The 4,294-nt window shown below is 52.3% G+C and carries 4 protein-coding genes; 3 read left to right on the top strand and 1 reads right to left on the bottom strand.

All coding sequences use genetic code 11. The features are described from left to right. Positions 1–437 (bottom strand): FAD-binding oxidoreductase (locus B3W37_RS16270; RefSeq protein ID WP_483176447.1); only part of this gene is annotated, 437 nt, incomplete at its 3' end. A 273-nt stretch (positions 438–710) separates the two neighbouring features. On the opposite strand from B3W37_RS16270, the gene larAH6 reads away from it, so the two are divergent. From larAH6 to B3W37_RS16255, 3 genes are all read left to right on the top strand, one after another. Further along, positions 711–1,988, top strand: coding sequence for a nickel-dependent malate racemase, LarAH6 family (gene larAH6, locus B3W37_RS16265; RefSeq protein ID WP_483176446.1), 1,278 nt, complete (start codon positions 711–713; stop codon positions 1,986–1,988). A gap of 77 nt (positions 1,989–2,065) precedes the next feature. After that, a complete protein-coding gene (murB, locus tag B3W37_RS16260) occupies positions 2,066–2,965 on the top strand; it encodes a UDP-N-acetylmuramate dehydrogenase (protein ID WP_483176445.1) in 900 nt (299 codons plus the stop codon). A 69-nt stretch (positions 2,966–3,034) separates the two neighbouring features. Further along, positions 3,035–4,294, top strand: a 1,260-nt coding sequence (locus B3W37_RS16255) for a B12-binding domain-containing radical SAM protein (protein ID WP_483176444.1), incomplete at its 3' end; no start/stop codon positions are given.

The raw sequence follows: 4,294 nt of genomic DNA, 5'->3' as shown, positions 1-4,294 counted from the left end.
CCGCCGATGGTACACATTTTGCTGCTGCCCGGATCGGGCGGAAAGAACAGATTAAATTTGGCCAATTCGTCATTCAGGTCAGCATGTATAACCCCGGGGCGAACCACTACCTGCATGTTGTTCACATCGATCTCCACAATCTCTCTCCAGCGGGAAAGATCTATTACAATGCCGCCTTCGACGGCTACACACCCTCCGGTTTCGCCGGTACCGGCCCCGCGGGGGATGATATTGACATCATTCTCATAAGCCAAACGCACCACTTTTTGCACCTCTGCAGTCGATGCCGGCAGGACTACGGCTGTGGGCGTCACCGGTTGCAGTTTGGTGAGAAAGGAACTGTCGTAAGAATAATACATTAAATCCAGGTCATCGATCAGCACTTTATCCCGACCCAGCATTTTAACCAATTCTTTCTTGATATCGGCGTTATTCATATATTTCCTCCTAAAGCGGCATCACCTGATGTCGAATTTCCAGCCTATTATATCATAAAGGACACCCCTTAAGGGTCACTTTTTGGCCTCAAGACAATTTGAACGGTCATGTATACAATGACGATTCACCGGTGTTTTGGGCACTGACAATCAGGGCTAGACATCCTTACTTGATTTTCCTGATATAGAAGCATAAACTAATACCTATACATACCGGCTTTAACGGTAAATTCGGAAGGCGGCAGACTTCCGGCTGAAGGATGGTGGATCGTTTTGAAGCATCGCTTGGCTTATGGCAAAGAATGGCTGGAAGTTGATATTCCAGACCAAAATCTAGCAGCCATTCTGAAACCGGGATCCAGTAAGGAAACGCCGGCAAATGTCCAAGACAATAATACTACAATCCGTCAGGCTTTGAGCCATCCCGTAGGCAGCCAGACCATAGGGGAAATAATCAAGCGCAAATCAGCCCGGAGCGCAGTTGTGATTGTAAACGATATCACCCGGCTCACCCCTTACCGGTGGATGCTGCCCCCGCTGTTGGAAGCCATCGAAGCGGGGGGGATACCCCCGGAGCAAATCAAGCTGGTCATCGCCCTGGGTATTCACCGGCCCCATACCCGTGAAGAAAACCGGCAGATATTCGGCACAGATATCTGTGCCCGCTACCAGGTGATAAATCATGATTGTGACGGCAACTTATCCAGCCTGGGCCGGTTGTCAAACGGCTGGGATCTGCTTATAAACCGCGATGTGGCCGAAGCCGACTTGCTGATCTCAACCGGTGTGGTGGAACTGCATTATTTTGCGGGCTGGTCCGGCGGGCGCAAGTCAATTCTCCCCGGGGTAGCGGCCCGTTCGCTTATCGAGGCCAATCATCGCATGATGGACGATCCCCGGGCCTGCCTGGGCAATTATACTGATAATCCAGTCAACGATCTGATGCTGGAAGCTGCCCGGACAGCAGGGCTGGACTTCATCCTGAACGTAGTGACGGCTGGAAAAGAGGAGATCATATACGCAGCTGCCGGAGATGTCTATCAAGCCTGGCTGGAGGCGGTCAAATACGCCGAGGCCGGCAATCTGGTTCATATAGAGAAGCCCGTCGATGTGGTCATCGCTTCCTGCGGGGGCTTTCCCAAGGACATAAACGTATACCAGTCCCAGAAGGCCCTGGATGCGGCGGTTCAGGCGGTCAAACCGGGCGGCACCATCATCTGGGTGGCGGAATGCCGGGAAGGAATGGGTGAAGATACCTTTGCTGAATGGATTGCCGACGCCGGGTGCCCGGAGGACATTGAAAAGCGTTTTTTTGAAGGTTTTGAGCTGGGTGGGCATAAAGCTTTTGCCATCTGCCGTATCCTGAAAAAGGCGGATATCCTCATGGTAAGCAGCTTGCCTGGCGATATGGTCAAGGCCATGTTCGTCACCCCCTGTCCTGATTTGTCTCAAGCCCTGAATATGGCCCGGCAAAAACACGGCCCCGGCATGTCGGTAATTATTATGCCACAGGCGCCGCGCATTGCGGTCAGGCAGGCCGGGCAAGCATAAATCCCCGGTCAAACCAATAAAATATTAATAAAGATGCCGCCCGTATGGGGACTGGCACCAACTCAAAGGGGAATACGATGCATCAGGATATTTGCGATATTATCCCAGCTGACCGTGTAAAGTACGATGAACCCATGTCTCTGCACACCACCTTTCAAATCGGGGGACCGGCCGATATTCTGGTGATCCCCTCCACAGCGGAGGAGATCATAAATGTTTTGCGATATTGCCGGGAGCAGAAACTACCACTATTCGTATTCGGACTGGGGAGCAATATCCTGGTCCGCGACAAAGGCATACGCGGGGTGGTCATGAAACTGGGCCAAGGGTTAAAAACCATCCGCATTCAGGACCGGCAGGTGTACGCGGAGGCGGGGGTACAGATAGCCGAGCTTTGCCGGGTGGTGGCTCGAGAGGGCTTAAGCGGTCTGGAGTTCGCCGAAGGCATACCGGGCAGTTTGGGCGGGGCCGTGGTGATGAATGCCGGCGCATATAATGGTGAAATGAAAGATGTACTCACCTCGGTAAGGGCGGTAGATCTCAATGGAACGCGCTATGACTTTGATGCAGAACAGCTGCAGTTGGGCTATCGCAGCAGTATATTGCAGGCGGGGGAATATATCGTGCTATCCGCTGCATTAAAATTCAAACCGGCCGACCCGGAGGCCATTCAAGCCACCATGAGGGACTATGCCCAGCGCCGCAGCGATAAGCAGCCCCTGGATCTCCCCAGCGCGGGCAGCACCTTTAAAAGACCCAGCGGTTATTTTGTAGGGCCGCTTTTGGAGCAGCTGGGACTAAAAGGATTCCAGATCGGCGGCGCCCAGGTGTCCACCAAACATGCCGGCTTTATCGTCAATACCGGCAATGCCAGGGCTGCTGATGTATTGGATTTGATCGAACATATTCAAGAAACCGCCAGGGGTAGTCTGGGCATCGATTTGCATCCTGAAGTTAAACTGGTGGGCGAAGAATAAACCGAGGCGAGATTGATAGCGGAACGGCGATGAATTCATCGCCCTTTTAACTTTGCGGGGTCGATTGCCATGCAGGTGCTGTTGTGTGCCATCAATGCTAAATATATCCATTCCAATTTGGCGGTCCTGTATTTGCGTCAGGCCGCCCTGAGGGCAGGCTTTGACAGCGTAATCCGCGAATTCAGCATCAATGAACCGATCGGCTATATCCTTTCCGAATTGCATCGACACCGCCCCGATGTGGTGGCTTTTTCCTGCTATATCTGGAACATAGAAATGGTTTTGAAGCTCAGCGACGATATCAAAAAAATCAACCCGCAATGTGCGGTCATTTTAGGCGGGCCGGAAGTCAGCTTTTGCGCTGAGGAGATCCAGGCCGCTCATCCTAGCGTCGACTATGTGATCAGCGGGGAAGGGGAGGCGGTGTGGCCGCTGTTGCTAGCTGCTTTGCAGCAGGGCGAGATTCATCCCCGCCTGCCCGGAGTCGCTTTCCGGGTGGGACAAATCCCGGTAAGCCAGGATTCATCACCGCTGGTGGCTCCCCTGGATGAGCTGCCTTACCCTTATGAAGGCATGGATCAGATCCAGAAGCAGATCCTCTATTACGAAAGCTCCCGGGGCTGCCCGTTTAAATGCAGTTATTGTATTTCTTCCCTGCAAAGCGGGGTGCGTTTCATGTCCCTGCATAGGGTAAAGACTGATTTAGAGCATATGAATGCCCTTAAACCCTTGGAAATCAAGTTTGTCGACCGCACCTTCAATTGTGATCAGACCCGGGCCCAGGCCATTATGGAATTCATAACGGGGTTGCCCGGACAAACCCGCTACCATATGGAAATCTCCCCCCAGCTGCTCAATGAATCCTTTTTAAATTATTTGGAAAAACTCCCCCAACAGCGCTTTGCTTTTGAAATCGGGGTGCAGTCCACCCACGGCCCGACCCTGAAAGCGATAAACCGGCCGGGGGACTGGGACAAAATCTCAACTTATATTCGGCGCCTGCGCCGGGCAGACAATATCCACCTGCATCTGGATCTGATCGCCGGACTTCCTGAAGAAAGCTACTCCACTTTCAAGACCGCGTTTAATCAGGTTTATAAATTAAAACCGCATCACCTGCAGCTGGGTTTTCTTAAGATGCTCCCTGGAACCAGGATGCGCCTGGAGGCTGAAAACGGCCACTACCAGTTTCAGAGCCATCCCCCTTATGAGGTTTTATCTTCAAGCTGGCTATCTTATGAAGAAATGGTCTTACTGCATCACATCGAAGACGTCCTGGAAAAATACTATAATGCGGGTCTGGCCCAAGCAACACTGGAGGAAATCATT

This window comes from Syntrophomonas sp. UBA5494 (genome assembly GCF_002426325.1).
The sequence above is the reverse complement of the archived record's forward strand: the minus strand, read 5'-3'. Positions and strand labels throughout refer to the sequence as shown.

Bases quoted from the DNA above. Each gene is read 5' to 3' on its own strand.
- murB (WP_483176445.1), top strand. From the start codon at position 2,066: ATGCATCAGGATATTTGCGATATTATCCCAGCTGACCGTGTAAAGTAC.